Annotated in this window: 15 protein-coding genes; 7 read left to right on the top strand and 8 right to left on the bottom strand. The window is 72.2% G+C overall.

All coding sequences use genetic code 11. The features are described 5' to 3' along the window. Window positions 1-65: 65 nt before the first annotated feature. Together ACWEN6_RS16520 and ACWEN6_RS16515 are read right to left on the bottom strand one after the other, a co-directional pair. Window positions 66-257, bottom strand: a complete 192-nt coding sequence (locus tag ACWEN6_RS16520; protein WP_452570945.1) for a DUF397 domain-containing protein — start codon at window positions 255-257, stop codon at window positions 66-68. A 139-nt stretch (window positions 258-396) separates the two neighbouring features. Beyond that, window positions 397-1242, bottom strand: a complete 846-nt coding sequence (locus ACWEN6_RS16515) for a helix-turn-helix domain-containing protein (protein WP_452570944.1) — start codon at window positions 1240-1242, stop codon at window positions 397-399. A 383-nt stretch (window positions 1243-1625) separates the two neighbouring features. Here ACWEN6_RS16515 and ACWEN6_RS16510 point away from each other — a divergent pair, with 383 nt between their 5' ends. From ACWEN6_RS16510 to treZ, 4 genes are all read left to right on the top strand, one after another. Further along, window positions 1626-1937 (top strand): hypothetical protein, encoded by a 312-nt coding sequence (locus ACWEN6_RS16510; RefSeq protein ID WP_452570943.1) that lies wholly within the window; start codon window positions 1626-1628, stop codon window positions 1935-1937. Window positions 1938-2339: 402 nt separating this feature from the next. Further along, window positions 2340-4445 carry a glycogen debranching protein GlgX gene (gene glgX / locus ACWEN6_RS16505; protein WP_452570942.1) on the top strand — a complete coding sequence of 702 codons (2106 nt, stop codon included), beginning with the start codon at window positions 2340-2342 and terminating at the stop codon, window positions 4443-4445. 54 nt (window positions 4446-4499) lie between these two features. Then, complete coding sequence (gene treY, locus ACWEN6_RS16500; RefSeq protein WP_452570941.1) at window positions 4500-6725, top strand: malto-oligosyltrehalose synthase; 2226 nt, start codon at window positions 4500-4502, stop codon at window positions 6723-6725. Window positions 6726-6777: 52 nt separating this feature from the next. Beyond that, window positions 6778-8502, top strand: a complete 1725-nt coding sequence (treZ, locus tag ACWEN6_RS16495) for a malto-oligosyltrehalose trehalohydrolase (RefSeq protein WP_452570940.1) — start codon at window positions 6778-6780, stop codon at window positions 8500-8502. Window positions 8503-8581: 79 nt separating this feature from the next. Here the strand turns inward: treZ and ACWEN6_RS16490 are convergent, their stop codons facing one another. After that, complete coding sequence (locus ACWEN6_RS16490) at window positions 8582-9121, bottom strand: RNA polymerase sigma factor (RefSeq protein WP_452570939.1); 540 nt, start codon at window positions 9119-9121, stop codon at window positions 8582-8584. Between the two features lie 165 nt (window positions 9122-9286). Then, entirely contained in the window at window positions 9287-10282 is a 996-nt protein-coding gene (locus ACWEN6_RS16485; protein ID WP_452570938.1) for a MerR family transcriptional regulator, read from the bottom strand. A gap of 125 nt (window positions 10283-10407) precedes the next feature. Here ACWEN6_RS16485 and ACWEN6_RS16480 point away from each other — a divergent pair, with 125 nt between their 5' ends. Together ACWEN6_RS16480 and ACWEN6_RS16475 are read left to right on the top strand one after the other, a co-directional pair. Beyond that, window positions 10408-11694 carry a cryptochrome/photolyase family protein gene (locus ACWEN6_RS16480; RefSeq protein ID WP_452570937.1) on the top strand — a complete coding sequence of 429 codons (1287 nt, stop codon included), beginning with the start codon at window positions 10408-10410 and terminating at the stop codon, window positions 11692-11694. After that, a complete protein-coding gene (locus tag ACWEN6_RS16475) occupies window positions 11695-11997 on the top strand; it encodes an MTH1187 family thiamine-binding protein (RefSeq protein ID WP_452570936.1) in 303 nt (100 codons plus the stop codon). 56 nt (window positions 11998-12053) lie between these two features. On the opposite strand, the gene ACWEN6_RS16470 is transcribed toward ACWEN6_RS16475, so the two are convergent. The 4 genes from ACWEN6_RS16470 to ACWEN6_RS16455 all read right to left on the bottom strand — a co-directional run bounded on the left by ACWEN6_RS16470 (window position 12054) and on the right by ACWEN6_RS16455 (window position 15742). After that, window positions 12054-12746 carry an FMN-binding negative transcriptional regulator gene (locus tag ACWEN6_RS16470; protein ID WP_452570935.1) on the bottom strand — a complete coding sequence of 231 codons (693 nt, stop codon included), beginning with the start codon at window positions 12744-12746 and terminating at the stop codon, window positions 12054-12056. 87 nt (window positions 12747-12833) lie between these two features. Further along, window positions 12834-13664 (bottom strand): ABC transporter permease, encoded by an 831-nt coding sequence (locus ACWEN6_RS16465; protein WP_452570934.1) that lies wholly within the window; start codon window positions 13662-13664, stop codon window positions 12834-12836. Between the two features lie 266 nt (window positions 13665-13930). Further along, complete coding sequence (locus ACWEN6_RS16460) at window positions 13931-14926, bottom strand: ABC transporter ATP-binding protein (protein WP_452570933.1); 996 nt, start codon at window positions 14924-14926, stop codon at window positions 13931-13933. Between the two features lie 3 nt (window positions 14927-14929). Beyond that, the gene (locus ACWEN6_RS16455; RefSeq protein ID WP_452570932.1) at window positions 14930-15742 is read right to left on the bottom strand and encodes an ABC transporter permease; all 813 of its coding nucleotides are present in this window, start codon (window positions 15740-15742) and stop codon (window positions 14930-14932) included. Between the two features lie 64 nt (window positions 15743-15806). Here ACWEN6_RS16455 and ACWEN6_RS16450 point away from each other — a divergent pair, with 64 nt between their 5' ends. After that, window positions 15807-16802: a winged helix-turn-helix transcriptional regulator gene (locus ACWEN6_RS16450; protein WP_452570931.1), complete on the top strand. Its 996-nt coding sequence runs from the start codon at window positions 15807-15809 to the stop codon at window positions 16800-16802. Window positions 16803-16825 lie beyond the last annotated feature (23 nt).

The following is a 16825-nucleotide window of genomic DNA, read 5'->3' as shown; positions in this document are numbered from 1 at the left end:
CCGGGAAAGCCGGAGGCGGGCTTGTGCCGACCCGCCCCTGGCCTCGGTCTCAAACCGTCTCTTTGCTATTCGGAGAGACTCTGCAGGTCGAACTCGCCTTTCTTGGCGCCGTCGATGAAGGCCAGCCACTCGTCCTCGGTGTAGACGAGCACCGGACTGTCGGGATCCTTCGAGTCGCGGACCGCTATGTGACCGCCGGTGGCGGCGACCTCGACACAATGCTCGGCGTTGCACCGGCTGGCGGAGCGCCATCGCACGTCGTTATCATACGAGGATGATGAGAGCCTCATGAATTCCCCTGATGGTCGTCGAAGTGACAGGATCACCCAGGAGGGATGTCCATATCCGGCATTATGCCACCAGAAGATCATCGAGGCGTCCGTTCACCCCTCTTGATCAGGATCTGTATTTCTGCGAGACTTCCTCGATGAGCGCGCGGGAGGCGCCCTGCCCGAGACCCACGGCGCGCAGATGGCCGATGAGGTCGCGGTAGGCCTGCAGTTCCTTCTCTTTACGGAAGTACTCGATTCGCCCGCCGACTTCTTGATATATGACGTCGGGAATGGGATCGGCCATCTCGAGCAGCGTGAAGGTCTCGTTCAGCCCTTTGTGGGAGCCCGCGCTGAACGGGATGACCTGCAACGACATGCGGTGGCGCCCCGAGAGCTCCAGCAGGTGCGACAATTGTTCGTACATTACCCTCTCGTCGCCGATCCGGCGGTGGAGGGCCGACTCGTCGACGATGATGTGCAGGCGCGGCGGGTCTTTCTTGTGCAGGATGTCCTGCCGGCGCATCCGCAACTCGACGCGCTTGGCCAGGGTTTCGGCGCTTATTCTGCCCGCCACTCCCTTGATGATGGCGCGGGCGTAGCCGGACGTCTGCACGATGCCGGGAAATATGCCGGTGTCGTAAGAGAAGATCGCGACGGCGTCCGCCTCGTGGCCGATGTAGGCGCGGAATTTCTCGTCGGGGTATTCCTCCCACCACTCCGACGCGCGCGCCTCGCGGGCCATCGCTATCAGGACGGCCGCTTCGGCCGGGTCGGCGCCGTAGATGGCGCACAGATCGCGCACGTCCCGCGGGATGACGCCGCGCGCGGCGGTCTCCAGGCGGCTGATCTTGGCCACCGAGCACTCGAGCCTCTGCGCCGCCTCTTTCATGGTGAGACCGGCGTCCATCCGCAGCGCGCGCAGCCGGGTGGCGACCTCATGGTGTCGGAGCGACGGATTGATCCCGGCCATGACCTGCTCACCTCGCCTCGGCGCGGTGATCACCTTCTCGGATGCGCGGTCACCGCTGATGCCGAGTCTCCTCCGTACTGTTAGGGCGCACACTACTCATGCCCTATGGGCAGCAAGGTGTTCGCCGGAGATACTTTCCTGTGGCAATTGCCAATGGCGGTTGCTCTTGGCATCAACCCGGGTAAACGTAAGGCTAGCCCCTACAGAGAGGACGTCACTCCCTAAGAGCCGCCTCCTCGCGGGGTGGCCGTCCCCTGCGGGAGGGGGAGGGCCGGGCCGCGAGGCGGGCGGCGGACGGGTGGCGTTCCCGGGGGCGCGTTGAGGCCGGGTCCGGTGGTGGGGGCATCGACCGGCTCCCGACCACCGCGAGAGGACCGATCCCTATGAATGTGAGCCCCGCCGGGATCGCCACCACCCTGTGGACCCACATACGCGAACACGCCCTCGCCCGTAACTGGGAGCTCAGCGACGCCTTCTTCGCTGAGATCGACGGCTTCGCGTGGGTGCAGGGCTGGGCGATCGTCCGGCGCCGGACGCGCCACACCTACCGCGACCCCCGGTTCGACCGGGTGGTCGTGTGCTGCACCTGCGGGGGGAACGGCAGGGGGGAGGGCGGCCGTCCGTGCCGCACCTGCAAGGGGGAAGGGCTGCTCAACTTCTTCGAGCCGCCTCCGGCCGCCAGGAAGAGCGCCTGACCCGGTACGGCGCGACCGTGCCGGGGGCCTGACGCCGCTCCGGACCGCGCCGCCGGCCCGCCGGATAGCCGCCCGCATGGGCCCCGCGGCCGCCATCTCCAGGTGTTCCCGTGGTCAGGGTTGTTTAATGTGCCGCGCCTGCGGCAGGTCCCCAGCCGTGACCGAGTCGTGTGACCGCCCTGTTACCGCCCGAGTGTCCCCGACGGCCTCGACCTGCGGGTCAAGTAGCCTGGCACGGACTGCGCGGATCGCACGGGTGACAGGGTCGGCGCGGCGTCGCGGACAGCAGGTCACATTGGTACAGCGCACGATGTCCTCCTGCGAGAAGTGATCTGGCGCACTGAGCTGCGCTGGTCGGCATGGTCAGGAGAACATGGGGCAAATCCCTATCCGGGTGGTGACATGATCGAGATTTGGCCCGGCGACCCCTATCCGCTCGGGGCTACATACGACGGCGCGGGCACGAACTTCGCGCTCTACACCGAGGTGGGCGAGCGTGTGGAGCTCTGCCTCTTCGACGAGGACAACAAGGAGGAGCGCGTACCCCTCACCGAGTGCGAGGGTTTCGTGTGGCACGGATACCTGCCCGGCATCGGCCCGGGCCAGCGCTACGGCTACCGCGTCCACGGGCCCTACGACCCGGCGCGCGGCCAGCGCTGCAATCCGAGCAAGCTGCTGCTCGACCCCTACGCCAAGGCGATCGAGGGGAGTGTGAAGTGGGACCAGGCCGTCTACGGCTACCGCTTCGGCGACCCCGACAGCCGCGAGGACACCGACTCGGCGCCGTTCGTGCCGAAGTCCATCGTGGTCAACCCGTTCTTCGGGTGGGGCCACGACCGGCCGCCTGCGACGCCGTACCACGACACGGTGATCTACGAGGCGCACGTCCGCGGCCTGACGATCCAGCATCCGCGCATCCCCGAGCGCATCAGGGGCACCTACGCCGCGCTCGGGCACCCGGAGATCATCGACCATCTGACGGGGCTCGGGGTGACCGCGGTCGAGCTGATGCCGGTGCACCAGTTCGTCACCGACGACACCCTCCAGCAGCGCGGGCTGACCAACTACTGGGGCTACAACACCATCGGCTTCTTCGCCCCGCACAACGCCTACTCCAGCTCCGGCGAGCGGGGCGGGCAGGTGCTGGAGTTCAAGGCCATGGTCAAGGCCCTGCACGAGGCGAACATCGAGGTCATCCTCGACGTCGTCTACAACCACACGGCCGAGGGCAACCACCTCGGGCCGACGCTCAGCATGCGCGGCATCGACAACGAGGCCTACTACCGGCTCGTCGACGACGACCAGCGCTACTACATGGACACCACCGGCACCGGCAACAGCCTGCTCATGCGCTCGCCGCACACGCTGCAGATGATCATGGACTCGCTGCGCTACTGGGTCATCGAGATGCACGTCGACGGCTTCCGCTTCGACCTCGCCTCGACGCTGGCCCGGGAGCTGCACGAGGTCGACCGGCTGTCGGCCTTCTTCGACCTGGTCCAGCAGGACCCGGTGCTCAGCCAGGTCAAGCTGATCGCCGAGCCGTGGGACGTCGGGCCTGGCGGTTACCAGGTGGGCAACTTCCCGCCCCGCTGGACCGAGTGGAACGGCCGCTACCGCGACACGATCCGCGACATGTGGCGCGGCGAGCCGGCCGCGCTGCCGGAGTTCGCCTCCCGGCTCACCGGCTCCAGCGACCTCTACCAGGACGACAGCCGGCGCCCCGCAGCGTCCATCAACTTCGTCACCTGCCACGACGGCTTCACGCTGCAGGACCTGGTGTCCTACAACCACAAGCACAACGAGGCCAACGGCGAGGGCAACCGCGACGGCACCGACGACAACCGGTCGTGGAACTGCGGCGAGGAGGGCGCCGCGGGCGTGGCCGTGGAGGCGCTGCGCGAACAGCAGAAGCGCAACTTCCTCACCACGCTGTTCCTGTCGCAGGGCGTGCCGATGCTCTCCCACGGCGACGAGCTGGGCCGCAGCCAGCAGGGCAACAACAACGCCTACTGCCAGGACAACGAGATCAGCTGGGTCGACTGGTCCGACATCAAGGAGAACTGGCTGCTGCTGGAGTTCACCCAGCGGCTGGCACGGCTGCGGCGCGACCACCCGGTGTTCCGGCGCAGGCGCTTCTTCTTCGGCCGCGCGGTCCGCGGGTCGGGCGACGAGCTGACCGACATCGCCTGGCTCACCCCCGGCGGCGGCGAGATGGCCGACGCCGACTGGCACAACGGCTACGCCCGCTCGCTGTGCGTGTTCCTCAACGGGGAGGCCATCACCGAGCCCGACCGGCGCGGCCGGCGGGTCGTGGACGACTCCTTCCTGCTGATGTTCAACGCCCATCACGAGACCATCCAGTTCACGATCCCCAAGGACTTCGGCGACGCCTGGGTCCCGGAGATCGACACCGCGGTGCCGATCGCCATCGACACCAAGCTCTACCGCGCCAAGGAGGAGGTGCCGGTGGAAGGCCGATCGGTGCGGGTCCTGCGCCGCGCCTGACCACGCCGCGCCCGCTCCGGCATGCCCGACGAGACACCCGCGAAGGAACACGACGTGACCGAACCGGCCAAGCCCACGGCGACCTACCGGCTCCAGCTCACCCCCCGCTTCGGGTTCGGGGAGGCGAAGGCCCTGGTCGGCTACCTGACCGAGCTGGGCGTGAGCCACCTGTACCTCTCGCCGATCCTGCAGGCGGTGCCCTCCTCCGAGCACGGGTACGACGTGACCGACCACACGCAGGTCAGGGCGGAGTTCGGCGGGGTGGAGGGGCTGCGGAGCCTGGCGGCGGCGGGGCTGCCCCTGGTCGTGGACATCGTGCCGAACCACATGACGGTGCCCGTCCCCGAGTCGGGCAACGCCCGTCTCTGGGACGTGCTGGCGCACGGGTCGCAGGCCGGTTCGGCGCGGTGGTTCGACATCGACTGGCAGGGCGGCGGCGGCAAGGTGGCCATGCCCGTGCTGGGCGACGAGACCGACCTGGAGGCCGAGGTGGTGGCCGACGGCGACGTGCTGCGCTACTACGACCACCTGTTCCCGGTGCGGCCGGGCAGCGGCGGGCGGTTGGCCGACCAGCACTACCGGCTGGTGCAGTGGCGGCGGCCGCCCGGCTACCGGCGGTTCTTCGACGTGTCCTCGCTGATCGGCCTGCGGGTCGAGGACCCCGAGGTCTTCGAGGCGACGCACGAGGTGATCCTGTCACTGGTCGCCGAGGGCGTGATCAGCGGGCTGCGGGTGGACCATCCCGACGGGCTGGCCGACCCGCGCGGCTATCTCGCCCGGCTGCGCGAGCTGGCCCCGGTGTGGACGGTCGCCGAGAAGATCCTGATCGACGACGAGCGGCTGCCGGACGACTGGGCGTGCGACGGCACCACGGGGTACGACGCGCTCAACATGGTGACCCGGCTGTTCGTCGACCCGGCGGGCGCCGAGCCGCTGCTGGAACTGTTCGTCCGGCACACCGCCTTCCCCCGCGACTACGAGACGGTGCGCTACGAGGCCAAGAAGCAGGTGCTGGCCCAGTTCTTCACCGGGGAGGTCGAGCGGCTGACCCGGGAGCACCCCGAGCTGCGCGAGGCGATGATCGAGCTGCTGGCCGCCATGCCCGTGTACCGCGCCTACGCGGTGCCCGGCGAGCGGCCGCCCGCCGAGACCGGCCGGCTGCTGCGCGAGGCGGGGGCGCGCGCGGCCCGGCACGCCGACCCGGCGGCCGTCGAGCGCGCCGTCGAGCTGGTCCTGTCCGGCCCCGCCGAGACGGTGACCCGCTTCCAGCAGACCTGCGGCCCGGTCATGGCCAAGGGCGTGGAGGACACCGCCCTGTACCGCTGGTACCCGCTGGCCTGCCTCAACGAGGTCGGCGGTGAGCCCGACCGGTTCGGCGTGCCGGCCGAGGAGTTCCACGCCTACTGCGCCGGCATGGCGCCGTACACGATGACCACGCTGTCCACCCACGACACCAAGCGCTCGGAGGACGTCCGCGCGCGGCTCGCGGTGCTGTCGGAGCTGCACGAGGAGTGGGCCGAGGCGGTCGCCGGCTGGTCCGAGCGGGTGTCCTTCGACCCCAAGCTCGACTACTTCGCCTGGCAGAACCTCATGGCGGCCTGGCCGATCAGCGTGGAGCGCTTCAGCGACTACCTGTACAAGGCGGCCAGGGAGGCCAAGACCTCCATCTCGTGGATCAGCCCGGACGCCGCCTACGAGAAGGGCGTGCGCGACTTCGCGGCGCGGGCGATCGACGTCTGCGGGCCGTCTGTCGCGGCCTTCACCGAGCGCGTCGACCGGTACGCCAGGGTCAACTCCCTGGGGCAGAAGCTCGTGCAACTGCTGATGCCGGGCATCCCCGACGTGTACCAGGGCAGCGAGACCACCGACTTCTCGCTGGTCGACCCGGACAACCGGCGGCCGGTGGACTTCGCCTACCGGCGATCGCTGCCGGCGGCACCGGACGCCGACAGCTGGGACGCCGCCAAGTTCCTGGTGACCACCTCGGCGCTGCGGCTGCGCAAGCGGCTCGACGTGGCGGCCCCCTACGTCCCGATCTCCACCGGGGAGTCCGGCCCGGGACGCGACCACGCGATCGCCTTCGCCCGTGGTGACCGAGCCGTGGCGGTGGCCACCCGGCTGCCCGCCGGCCTTTCGCGCCGCGGCGGATGGGGCGGCGCCACCCTCACGCTGCCGCCGGGGCGCTGGCGCGACCTGCTCACCGGCGCCCGGCACACCGGCCGCATCCCATTCGCGCACCTTCTGGGGCGTTATCCCGTGGCGCTGCTGGAAAAGGAATAGCAGGCGAGCCCCGCCGATGCGGCGGGGACGCGCCTAATCCACGGGGAGGAACATGTTCGAGGTCTGGGCGCCCACGGCCGGCCGCGTCGAGGTGGAGATCGACAGGTCCGAACGGCATCCGATGGTCCGCGGCGAGGGCGGATGGTGGTCGGCGGAGGTGCCGGGCGCGGGCCACGGCACCGACTACGCCTTCAGCGTCGACGGCGGCGAGGCGTTTCCCGATCCGCGCACCCGGCGCCAGCCGTACGGCGTCTTCGGGCCGAGCCGCGTCTACGAGCACGACCGGTACGCCTGGGGCGACCGGGCGTGGCGGGGGCGCCAGCTTCCCGGTTCGGTGATCTACGAGCTGCACGTCGGCACCTTCACCCGCGAGGGGACCTTCGACGCGGCGATCGGCAGGCTGGACCACCTGGTGGCGCTCGGCGTCGACTTCGTCGAGCTGCTGCCCGTCCCGCCCGTTCCCGGGCGCCACAACTGGGGCTACGACGGGGTGGACCTGTACGCCGTGCACGAGGAGTACGGCGGGCCGGACGGTCTCAAGCGCTTGGTGGACGCCTGTCACCAGGCGGGCCTCGGCGTGCTGCTGGACGTGGTCTACAACCATCTCGGCCCCTCGGGCAACTTCCTCGCCCAGTTCGGCCCCTACCTCCACGAGTCGGCCTCCTCCTTCTGGGGGCAGGCGGTGAACCTGGACGGCGCGTGGTCGGACGAGGTGCGCCGGTACTTCATCGGCAACGCGGTGCAGTGGCTGCGCGACTACCACATGGACGGCCTGCGCCTGGACGCCGTGCACGCCTTCCACGACAAGCGGGCCGTGCACTTCCTGGAGGAGCTCGCGGCCGAGGTGGACGGGCTGTCGGCCGCGCTCGGACGGCCGTTGACCCTGATCGCCGAGTCCGACATGAACGACCCCCGCCTGGTCATCCCGCGCGAGGCGGGCGGGTACGGCCTGGCCGCGGTGTGGGACGACGACGTGCACCACGCCCTGCACTCCGCGCTGACCGGTGAGCGCCACGGGTACTACTGCGACTTCGGGCCCATGGAGGTGCTGGCCAAGGTGCTCACCTCGGCCTTCCTGCACGACGGCACCTACTCCACCTTCCGCGGGCGCACCCATGGCCGGCCTGTGGACCGCCTGCGCGTCTCCGGGCACCGGTTCGTGTGCGCCCTGCAGAACCACGACCAGATCGGCAACCGGGCCATGGGCGACCGGATGCCGTCCGAGGCGCTCAAGGTCGGCGCGGGCCTGCTGCTGACCTCGCCGTTCACCCCGATGCTGTTCATGGGCGAGGAGTGGGGCGCGAGCACGCCGTTCCTGTTCTTCACCGACCACATCGAGCCGCACCTGGCGCAGGGCGAGAGCGAGCGCAGAGAACGGGAGTTCCTCGGGCACGGCTACGACGACTGGGGGTCCAAGGCGCCCGACCCGCAGGACGAGGCCACCTTCCACCGCTCCAAGCTCGACTGGGACGAGCCGTCGTCGCCGGCGCACGCCGAGTTGCTGGCCTGGTACCGCGACCTGATCGCCCTGCGCAGGTCGTGCCCCGACCTGGCCGATCCCCGGCTGGACCGGGTGGCGGTGGAGGTGAGCGAGGAGGGCCGCTGGATCGTGGTCCACCGTGGCGCGCACCGCGTGGCGGCCAACCTGGGGGAGGCCCCGGTCACGGTCCCCGTCGCGAGCGGCGCCGTCCTGCTGGCCTCCGACCCCAAGGTGGGCTTCGCCGACGAGGGCCTGTCCCTGCCGCCGCACACCGTCGCCATCGTCCGTCCCGCCTGACCGGGCGGGACGTGCCGCCCCGGCCGGGCGTGGGGGGCCCGCCCGGCGCCGGGCGGCTCGTCAGGGGGTGGCCGGCGGTTCAGGCCGCGGCCGAGGACAGGATCGTCGACAGGCGGCGCAGGCCGCGCGCCGTGCGGGCCTTGACGGTGCCGAGGGGCACGGCGAGCCGTTCGGCGATCTCGCGCTGGGTGAGGTCGGCGTAGTAGGCCAGCTCGATCGCCTCGCGCTGCGGGCCGGGCAGCACGGCGAGCGCCCTGCGCACCTGGTCGCGGCGGCCCAGCGTGTCGGCCATGTCCCGGCCGTCCCCGCCGGATGGTTCGATCACGCTCTCCAGGGGGACGGTCGTGAGCGTACGGACCCGCAGGTGGTCGATGGCGCGGTTGCGGGCGATGCCGAGCAGCCACGCCTCCAGGCTGCGGCCGGGGTCGTACCGGTGGCGCGAGCGCCAGACCTCGGAGAAGACCACCTGCCGGACGTCCTCGACGTCCTGCGGGGGAACGAACTTGCGCAGGTAGGAGGCGACCAGCCCGGCATGGGCGCGGTAGCACTCCGCCAGCGCGGTCTCTTCGCCTCGCGCCAGCCGTACGCCGAGCGTGCCCGCCATGACAACCCACCTCACGGTCGAAAACCTATTCATAAGTTATTCAATGTGCCCGTCATCGCCCGCACAACCAAGAGCGGACATGCGGGGTCCATAACTGGGCAAAGGCCGTGGCCGATGCGGTGGAGAGGTCGCGCGGTCAGGGACCGAGGATGGCGCGGTCAGGGACCGAGGGCGGCGCGGTCAGGGACCGAGGATGGCGCGGATCCGCGCCTGCGCCTCGCGGAGCGAGGCGACGCGGGTGACGCCCGGCGGCAGCCCGCCGTCCCACCAGCCGGGGCCGCCGACGAAGATCCGGCTGGCCGGGCGCAGCGCCGGGAGGGAACGCAGCGGCGCGGGGTCGCCCGTCGTGCCGAGCTGGGACCAGACGAACACCGCCAGCGGCCCGACGCGCCGCATCGCCTCGGCCAGCGCGGCGTAGGGGGTGCGGGCGCCGAGGACGCGCGTCTCCAGGCGGTAGGAGGTGGTCAGCGCGGCGGCGAGCGCGTGCACCGGCAGAGTGTGCTGCTCCTCCTCCGCGCAGGCCAGCAGGACGGGACGGGGGTGGACCGGCCGCTCGGGCCGTGCGGACCGCCGGATCAGCGCGCTCAGCAGCCGCTCGGAGAACAGGTGCTCGATCTCGATGCCGGCCCCCGATCTCTCCTGACGCCGGGTGATCGCCGCGAACACCGGCTGGACCAGCCGCTCCCAGGTCCAGACGACCCCCTGCCGATCCAGCGCGGCGTGCAGGCACGCGGTGACCGCATGGTCGTCCAGGTTCAGCACGGCGCGGGACAGGGCGGTCACGCCCGGGACCGCCGTGTCCCGCGGCGGCGCCTGCGCGGCCGGTTCCTCGGCCGGTACTACCGTGCCGGGGTGCCCCGGCGCCTGCGCGGTCCGCTCCTCGGGAGGTGCGACCGTGCCGGGGTGCCGCAGCGCCGAGCGGGCGGCCTCGGCCGGGGGGACGCCCGCCTTGACCAGCCGGCTCATCTCCTCAAGGCGCACCAGGTCGGCGGCGTCGTAGCGGCGGTGCCCGCCGGGGCTGCGGTGGCTCGGGCCGATGCCGTAGCGCAGGTTCCAGGTGCGCAGGGTGGGCGCCGGCACGCCCAGACGGCGGGCGACCGCGCCGATGCCGAAGCCCGGTGACGCCTCGCCCGGGGGCTCGCCCTGCGCGCCTCGCCGGCCGCTCTCGTCGTCCATCCGTCCGCCCGCCTCGCCGCCCGCCGCCGCGGGCGGGGCAGCGGGGCGCCCTCCTCGCCTGGTACTTCGCAACGACGGGCGCCGCTGGACGCAACCGGCCGCGGTGATCGCGCGAAGGCACTGGTGTGGAGACCATCATCGTGCTGCTCACCAGAGATCTTCGTGTGCACGACCACCCGGCGCTGGCCGAGGCCTGCGCGCGGGCCCGGTCGGTGGTGCCGCTGTTCGTGCAGGATCCGGCGATACGGGCGCGCGGCCGCCAGAGGTTCCTGAACGAGGCGCTGCAGGACCTGCGCGCGTCGCTGCGCGAGCGCGGCGGCGACCTGGTGGTGCGCCGGGGCGACCCGGTGGAGGAGACGATGCGGCTGGCCGCACAGCTCGGGGCGGAGGCCGTGTTCACCTCCGCCGACGTCAGCGCCTACGCCCGCCGGCGCGAGCGCCGCCTGGCCGAGGCGTGCGCGGCCCACCGGCTGCTCCTGCGCCTGTTCCCGGGCGTCACCGTGGTGCCGCCCGGCGCGCTCCAGCCCACCGGCGGAGACCACTATCGCGTGTTCACGCCGTACTGGCGGGCCTGGTCGGGCGCCGCCCGCAGGCCCGTCCTGCCGGCGCCGGACGCGGTGAGCCTGGCCCCGGGTGTGGAGCCGGGGGAGCTGCCGCCTCCCGGCCCGCCGCACGGCATGCTGCCGGGCGGCGAGACGGCCGGGCGCGGGCGGCTGGAGCACTGGCTGGCGCACGGCCTGGCCGGGTACGCCGAGGGCCACGACGACCTGCCGCGCGAGCGGACCTCCATGCTGAGCCCCTACCTGCGCTTCGGGTGCGTGTCGCCGTCGGAGGTCGCCGCGCGCGCGGAGGGCCGGCACGGCGGCGACGCCTTCGTGCGGCAGATCTGCTGGCGCGACTTCTACTACCAGGTCGCGCTCGCCTTCCCCGACCTGCCGCGGCGCGACTACCGCGAGCGCCAGGTCGACTGGAACGATGACGGGGAGGCCGCGCAGGCGTGGCGCGAGGGCAGGACCGGGCTGCCGATCGTGGACGCCGGAATGCGCCAGCTCGCGGCCGAGGGATGGATGCACAACCGCGCCCGGCTCATCACCGGCTCCTACCTGACCCGGCGGCTGAAGGTCCACTGGCGTATCGGCGGCGAGCACTTCGCCGACCTGCTCCTGGACGCCGACATCCCGGACAACTGGGGCAACTGGCAGTGGGTGGCCGGCACGGGGAACGACACCCGGCCGAACCGGGTGCTCAACCCCGTCCGGCAGGCCAAGAAGTTCGACCCCGACGGCGAGTACGTCCGGCGGTACGTCCCCGAGCTGGCCGGCCTGCCGGCGGAGGCGGTCCACGAGCCGTGGAAGCTGCCCAGGCCGGTACCCGGCTACCCGGCGCCGCTGGTCGCCCTCGACAATGGATAGATGATCGTAGCCTTCTCGGTGACCCCCCTCGGCGTGGGCGAGGGCGTCGCCGAACCTGTGGCGCGGGCCGTCCGCGTCGTCCGCGAGAGCGGCCTGCCCAACAGCACCGACGCGATGTTCACCACCGTCGAGGGCGAGTGGGAAGAGGTGATGGACGTCGTCAGGCGCGCCGTCGAGGCCGTCGCCGAGGTCGCGCCGAGGGTGAGCCTGGTGCTCAAGGCGGACGTGCGCCAAGGGGTGAGCGACGCCATGACCTCCAAGGTCGCCTCCCTGGAGCGCCACCTGGAGCAGGGCACGACCTGACGCGGCCTGACGCGGCCGGGGGCGGCCTGACGCGGCCGGGGGCGGCCGGGCAGGGGTCAGTCCTGGGCCGCCGCCTCGCGCAGAGCCGCCGCCTTCCGAGTGGTCTCCGCCTCGCGCATGGTCTCCGCCTCGCGCATGGCTCCGGCCGTCGCGCGGTCGGACTCGGAGCCGTCGAGCAGGCCGGCGACCACGCCCTCGACGTCGTCCCGGCCGCGGTTCTGGTTGAGCTTCCACTTCGCCTCGACGCGGGTGATGACGACCTCGACCCCGACGATGGCCCTCAGCTGCCCCTGGATGTAGGCGTCGGGGGCGTCGTCCACCGACCACGGCGCCGGGCGCCGCGACTCGTGCTCGTCGGTCAGGCGCCTGACCAGCGCCCCGGTCCAGGCCGGGTCGTCGTGGGCGACCAGCCGGCCGTAGACGTGGGCCGTCACGTAGTTCCAGGTGGGCACCACCCGGCCGTGCTCGCGCTTGGCGGCGTACCACGACGGGGACACGTAGGCGTCGGGCCCCCGGACGATCACCAGCGCCTCGGTGCCGCCGCCGGCGTGCCGCCACTGCTCGTTGTTGCGGGCCAGGTGCCCGAGCAGGGCCCCGTGCTCCCCGGCGGAGGGGTCGAACACGAACGGCACGAGCGTGGCGACCATGCCGCCGGGGGTCATGGTGATCAGGTCCGAGGCTCCGGCGCGCCCGAGCAGCTCGGCGACGGCGGCGGGGCCGGGGGCGGCGAAATGCCGGGGGATGTACATGGTCACTCCGGGCGTCGCGGGTGGTCGGGCGGAGCCGGCGGCCAGGGTGCCGGTGGGGGTGGACGGCGCCGATCGCTCTGGCCGCGATCAGAATAGTTTGAGGCGTCCCGTGCGCTGGGCGGTGGCCTCGCCCAGGCGCAGCGCCACGACGGCGGCCAGCACCAGCAGCGCCGAGAGCGCGCCCAGCGCCAGCAGGTCGGGCGCCAGGCCGGCCAGAGTGCGCCCGTCGAGCAGGGCGCCCCGCACCACGACCAGGCTGCCGGTGAGCGGGAGCACCGAGCCTGCCGCCCGCACCCATCCCGGCAGCGCGAACAGTGGCAGGCGCACCCCGGCGGCGAACCACATCGGGTCGTCCAGCAGCGTGTAGAGGAACGCCGAGTCCCGGGAGAAGATGAGCAGGGAGTTCAGGAAGGCACCCCAGGCGACGGCCGGCACCAGCAGGGCGAGGAAGACCACGGCGTACATGGCCGGGTGGGCGACGTGGACCACGTCGAGCACGGTGAACATCGCCACCATGAAACAGGTGAACAGCCACACGTTCTGCACCAGCGCGCCGAAGCCGTTGGCGACGACGATGGCCAGGCGGTTGGCGGGGGACAGGAACAGCAGCTCCAGCGTGCCGGTCACCCGTTCGAAGGAGAAGTGCCAGGCCGACTGCACCAGGGAGAAGAAGAAGGCGAACCCGAGCGTGCCGGTGGCCAGGAACGCCAGCAGCCGTCCGGGGTCGGCGGCGAGCGGCCAGCGCTCGGCGATCCCGGGCGTCGCCGCGAGCGGGCGCACCGTGTAATAGGTGGCCGCGAGCTGCATCAGCGGCCAGATCAGCATCGAGAACACGACGAGCTTGCTGCCGAAGACGCGGCGGTGCTGCTTGAGCGCCTCGGCGGCGAACACCCTGCCCATGTGCGCGATCACCGGCATGACGGCGACCCTCCCGGAGCGGACCGCGCACCGGTCCGCCGCGGTCCTTCCCGGGGGGTCAGCGCGTCCGTACGTCGTGCTCTTTCCCGGGGGGTCAGCGCGCCGGTCCGCCGTGGTCCTTTCCGGTGGGCGGCGCGGCGGCGCGGCCATGGGGCGCCTTCTCTCGTGCGCGGGTCCGGGGTCGCCGGGCGGGCGCATCCCGTACAGCAGGGCCTCGTGCGGGCGCAGGGCGGAGTGCGGCAGCGCCTCGCGCGGTTCGCGGTCGTTCATGCGGTGACCAGCCCGGCCTCGTCGTTGAGGGTGAGGATGGCGTCCTCCAGGGAGGGCTCGGCCACCTCAAGCCCGGCCAGGGTGCCGCCCGCGTCCACGATCGCCATGGTCAGCGGGCCGGCGATCTCGTCGGGATGGCTGAGCGAGACGGTCATGTCGCCGTTCTCGGCGACCTCGACGTCGGCGCGGACGCCGAGCCGCCCGGCGAAGGCGGCCACGGCCGACTCCACCCGCGCGGAGTGCCCGGCGACGGTGACCCGCACCCGGCGGTGGCAGCCGGTCCGCGCGGTCAGCTCGGCGGGGCTGCCCTCCGTCAGGTGCCTGCCGTTCCCGATGACGTACACGTGCCGGCACAGCTCCTCGACCTCGGCCAGGTAGTGCGAGGTGAGCAGCACGCCCTTGCCCTCCCGGGCGAGCCGGGCGACCACGCGGCGCAGGTCGCGGGCGATGGGCGCGTCCAGGCCGAGGGTCGGCTCGTCCAGCAGCAGGTAGGCGGGGTCGTTGATCAGTCCGCGGGCGATGGACAGCCGCTGGGCCATGCCGCGCGAATAGCGTTCGACCACGGTGTCGGCGGCGGCGTCCAGCCCGACCAGGGCGAGCAGCTCGTCGATGCGGGGACGCAGCACGCCGCGCGGCACGTCGTAGAGCTGGCCGAAGTACCACAGGTTCTCCCGGCCGGTCATCCGGGCGTAGACCATGCGCTCGCCACCAGCGATGAGGTTGATCCGGCGGCGCACCGCGTTCGGGTCCCTGAGCGGGTCGAGGCCGTCCACCCGCACGGTGCCGGAGGTCTGCCGCAACAGCGTGGCGATGATCTTGATGGTGGTGGTCTTGCCCGCGCCGTTCAGCCCGAGCAGGCCGGTCACCCGGCCCGGCGGGATCGCCAGGGTCAGCCCGTCCACGGCGGTGGTGACGGCGCGGCCGGAGCGGCGGCGCACGAAGCCGGCGCGGCCGGCGCGGAACTCCTTGCGCAGGTCCTCGGTCTCGATCACGGGTCAGTAGCTCCTCTCCATCGCGCGCCGTTCGGCGCGCGGCAGCCACAGCAGTCCGGCGACGCCGTAGGCGCAGCCGAGGGCGAGGGCGATGGCGAGCCGGCCGGGCGGCGCGCCCGTTCCGGTGGTGAAGACGCCGCGCACGACGTCCATGGCCGCGGTGGTGGGCACCGGCTCGCCGAGCCACTGGAGTGCCGCCGGCAGGTCCTGGCGGGGGAAGGTGAAGCCGGACAGCAGGGCGACGGCGAAGAACACGGTGTTCTGCGTGATGTGCGCCTCGCCCGCGCTGATCATCACGGCGCTCAGCACCATGGACATGCCGAACACCGCCACGGCCAGGGTGAGCAGCGCGGTCAGGGCGCCCGCGGCGCCGCTCGCCGACGGGCGCACGCCGAGCGCCAGCGCGCAGGCGAGCAGGACGGCCACCTCCAGGGCGATGGCGGTGAAGGCGAACGCGGCGAAGCCGAGCAGGTAGGGCAGGCGGGCGGCGGGCGCGACCAGCAGCGCTCCCATCGTCCCCTCGCGCTGCTCCTGGATGAGGGCCTTGGCCACCCACAGGACGCCGTGCGTGGTGAACATGAACGCCGCGGCGCCGACGGTGATGTATCCGAGGTAGTCGGCCGAGCCGGTCGTGGCGGCGAAGTCGCCAGCCACCCGGCCGCCGCCGATGGCCGCGAGGCCGAGGTGGGCGAGGCCGACGGTGAACACGCCGAGCATGAGCGTGCCGATGAAGTACGACCACGGATAGGCGCGCCTGGTGATCGTCCAGGTGCGGAGAAAGGTCGCCCAGAGGATGCGTGCCGGGGGGCTGAGCATATAAGTCTCCTTTAGAAACTGATTAGTTTCTATCAGAGACCCGCTGAGGGCGTAAAGTGGCCGCATGGCACGGGAACCTCGCGGGCACGATCTCCAGTGCGCGATCGCGCAGGCCGCCGCGGTGATCGGCGACTGGTGGAGCCTGCTGATCGTCCGCGAGGTGACGCGGGGCCACCACCGCTTCGAGGAACTGCTCGCCGAGCTCGGCATCTCGCGCAAGGTGCTGACCGAACGGCTCCGGCATCTCGTCGAGCACCAGGTGCTCGACCGGCGCCCCTACCAGAGCGGCCCGGCGCGGTACGAGTACGTCCTGACCGGCACCGGGCGGGCGCTCGCGCCGGTGCTCATCTCGATGCAGGATTGGGCCGACCGCTGGCTGCTCGCCGACGGGTCCCTCACCGGCACCGCCGACCCCGACAGCGCCGAGGCCGGCCGCGTCCACGGCTTGCTCGGCTCCCGCGTCCCCGGCCCGCTCGCTCTCCCCGCCACCCTCCCGCCGCCGGTGAGCGAGTCCGGGAAGCCGGGCGGTCAGGCCTCGGAAGGGCCGGCGAAAGGGCCCGGCACGCAGGCGTCCCCCGCGTCGCTGGACGTGGTGGCGGACGCCGCGGCCACGGTGCTGTTCGCCTATCCGGCGACCGGCGTTCCCGCGCCGCTGCCGCCCTACTGGGGCTCGCTGCCGGGCGCGGTCGGCTGCACGCTGGAGAACCGGCTGTTCCGGGACGTCCAGCCGGCCTTCGCCGCCGAGGGCGTCGCCGTCCACGGCGTCAGCACCCAGCGCCCCGACGAGCAGGAGGCCTTCGCGCGGGCCGAGGGGCTGACCTTCCCGCTGCTGTCGGACATGGACGCGCAGTTCGCCGCGGCGCTGCGGCTGCCGACCTTCCGCGCCGGGCAGACCCTCCGCCTCAAGCGCCTGATCCTGGTCGTGGACCGCGCCCGGACGGTGCACCACGTGATCTATCCCGTGCTCGACATCCCCGCCGCCGTCGAGGAGGCCGGCCACGCGGCCATGAAGATCGTCTCGGCGACGCGGGCGGGTGATGGGGCGCCGGGCGACGCTTGAGTACCATCGGCCGCGAGGCGCCA

Source organism: Sphaerisporangium sp. NPDC004334 (assembly GCF_053602655.1).
Note: the sequence above shows the minus strand (reverse complement) of the source record. Positions and strands in the feature narration are given on the sequence as shown.

Coding starts and splice junctions, on each gene's coding strand:
- ACWEN6_RS16510 (WP_452570943.1), top strand. CDS start 1,626: ATGAATGTGAGCCCCGCCGGGATCGCCACCACCCTGTGGACCCACATA.
- treZ (WP_452570940.1), top strand. CDS start 6,778: ATGTTCGAGGTCTGGGCGCCCACGGCCGGCCGCGTCGAGGTGGAGATC.
- ACWEN6_RS16455 (WP_452570932.1), bottom strand. CDS start 15,742: ATGCTCAGCCCCCCGGCACGCATCCTCTGGGCGACCTTTCTCCGCACC.
- ACWEN6_RS16485 (WP_452570938.1), bottom strand. CDS start 10,282: ATGGACGACGAGAGCGGCCGGCGAGGCGCGCAGGGCGAGCCCCCGGGC.
- ACWEN6_RS16475 (WP_452570936.1), top strand. CDS start 11,695: ATGATCGTAGCCTTCTCGGTGACCCCCCTCGGCGTGGGCGAGGGCGTC.
- ACWEN6_RS16515 (WP_452570944.1), bottom strand. CDS start 1,242: ATGGCCGGGATCAATCCGTCGCTCCGACACCATGAGGTCGCCACCCGG.
- ACWEN6_RS16470 (WP_452570935.1), bottom strand. CDS start 12,746: ATGTACATCCCCCGGCATTTCGCCGCCCCCGGCCCCGCCGCCGTCGCC.
- glgX (WP_452570942.1), top strand. CDS start 2,340: ATGATCGAGATTTGGCCCGGCGACCCCTATCCGCTCGGGGCTACATAC.
- ACWEN6_RS16465 (WP_452570934.1), bottom strand. CDS start 13,664: ATGCCGGTGATCGCGCACATGGGCAGGGTGTTCGCCGCCGAGGCGCTC.
- ACWEN6_RS16450 (WP_452570931.1), top strand. CDS start 15,807: ATGGCACGGGAACCTCGCGGGCACGATCTCCAGTGCGCGATCGCGCAG.